This is a genomic window from Clostridia bacterium (genome assembly GCA_036562685.1).
Classification (GTDB): Bacteria; Bacillota; Clostridia; order Christensenellales; family DUVY01; genus DUVY01.
The window spans coordinates 1-1,990 of the sequence record DATCJR010000080.1 but is presented as its reverse complement, the minus strand read 5'-3'; the positions used below and the strand labels follow the sequence as shown (position 1 = coordinate 1,990).

The 1,990-nt window shown below is 32.3% G+C and carries 3 protein-coding genes; all 3 read right to left on the bottom strand.

Features of this window, described 5'->3' with window-relative positions:
- Positions 1-43: 43 nt before the first annotated feature.
- A complete protein-coding gene (locus VIL26_03440) occupies positions 44-253 on the bottom strand; it encodes a hypothetical protein (GenBank protein HEY8389986.1) in 210 nt (69 codons plus the stop codon).
- A 1-nt stretch (position 254) separates the two neighbouring features.
- Positions 255-1,028 carry a DpnI domain-containing protein gene (locus VIL26_03435; GenBank protein HEY8389985.1) on the bottom strand — a complete coding sequence of 258 codons (774 nt, stop codon included), beginning with the start codon at positions 1,026-1,028 and terminating at the stop codon, positions 255-257.
- 127 nt (positions 1,029-1,155) lie between these two features.
- The coding region (locus VIL26_03430; protein HEY8389984.1) for a flavodoxin domain-containing protein at positions 1,156-1,990 on the bottom strand (835 nt) is incomplete at its 5' end.

The window sequence follows — 1,990 nt, the reverse complement described above, 5'->3', positions numbered from 1 at the left end:
CGAATTTTTAATGATTAAGGATTTGGAATAGACATTAATTAACCTAAATCAAAAGATTATCTATTATTGCCTTCCAACTTATTTGTGTTATGTCATATCCCTTTTCTTTAATCCAATCATTCTTAGAGATAAGATTTTTTAAAGCTATTTCATATGTGTCGGCTTTTTCAAAACCAAGTATTTGAAGGTTTTCAACATCCGAACCATCGGGTGCTGTTGTACTTCCTTCAAAAGTATAAAATACGAAGTCCATTTTATACCTCAACTTTTTTATATTTTCCATTTCCTAAGAACTCAACTAATCCTTTATCACGCAATAATTGAAGTTGCTGCCTAATTTTTGCTTGAATGTTATTATTTTGAGGATGCAATATTTTTAATTGATTTTCAAAGTTATATATGTCCATTAATTCAAACTCTTGCCTATTAATCTTATTAACACAATTCATAACATCCAATAGCCAGCCTCTAGAAAATAACGATATATTAGAAATAAATTTTGTTTTATTCACTTTATCACAAATTGAATCTTTATTCTGAATTATTCGATTTTTAATTATTTTTATTCGCCCTTCTTCTGGTATCTCTCCAAGCAAAATATTACATCCAACCCATCCTGCCCTACGGGCATTAGGAGATAAAGGTTTTCTTTTCTCTATAATTCTTTCTGTGAAAAAATATTTTGGCACAAAAATGAAATCATCAACGCAAAAATCATTATAACTATATGACATAAAGAAAAAATCAGCATTATTTTCATCATTAATCCTCTTAATCATTGAGTCATATGCACCATCTGTAATTTTAATACCTAAACTACCTTTTTTCGCTTTACATTCAAACACATTTCCACAATTAGTACATATAAAATCAGAAACGGGTTTATTATTCTCGCACTGTTTAAGTTTATCATTTCCACAACGAGGACAAAACGCATTTTTTGCAACCCAATTTTCTGTAATGACACGTACCTTTTGTGATGGATTGCTATATTTTTCTCCAATTGAAATATCTAATAACACATTCATTTGCTACTATAATCTTTTGATATAAAATCTTTTAATAACTAATTATAACATATTTTTAGGTATGATAAGGTGATAAAAAAAGAACAGGACGATAAATCCTGTTCTTTTTTTATTTTCTATTATTTTCTTAGTCACACAAAGCCTTGGCTACATCTATTGCTTTGTTATAATCTTCTTCCTTAGGGTTCCAATTGCATTTGATTTCGGGCTCTATAACTTTAAAGCCTGCGCTGGTGAGTCTTTCTCTTAGTTCTTTTGTGGACTCGCCGCTCCAGCCGTAACATCCAAACACTGCTGCCTTTTTGTTTTTAAATTTGAGTTCTTTTAAGAATTCAAGCCATCCAGCCACAGAGGACAAAATGCTGTTGCCCACTGTAGGCGAACCTACCGCTATTGCCTTGGACTTAAATATCTCAGTCATTATCTCAGTTTTATTGGTTACTGATATATTATAAACTTTTACTTTAGTATTAGCACTTAGCCTTGAAATTTCGGCAGCTATTTTGTGCGCTAAGTGTTTTGTTCCGTCCCACATAGTATCGTAAGCTATAGTGATCTGATCTTCTTGATAATTTTGAGACCAGTCATAATATTTTTCTACTATTTGCATGGGATTGTCGCGCCAGATTGAGCCATGACTGGGCGCTATGATATCAATAGGCAGATTAAGCGCCTTTATCTCTTCAACTTTCTTCTTAACAAGCGGTGAAAAAGGATTAAGAATATTGGCGTAATATTTCATTGCTTCGCTCCAAAGCAAGCATTGATCTGCCTTATCATTGAATAATTCTTCTTCTGCATAGTGTTGTCCAAACGCATCATTAGAGAACAAAATATTGTCGCCTGTCATATATGTAGCCATACTGTCAGGCCAATGCAGCATCTTCATTTCAATGAATATAAGCTTCTTGCCATTGCCTATATCTATACTATCTCCAGTTTTTACAACTCTAAAATTCCAC

What these genes read in the sequence shown, in the direction of transcription:
- VIL26_03440 (HEY8389986.1), bottom strand. Translation starts at nt 253, where the DNA reads ATGGACTTCGTATTTTATACTTTTGAAGGAAGTACAACAGCACCCGAT.
- VIL26_03435 (HEY8389985.1), bottom strand. Translation starts at nt 1,028, where the DNA reads ATGAATGTGTTATTAGATATTTCAATTGGAGAAAAATATAGCAATCCA.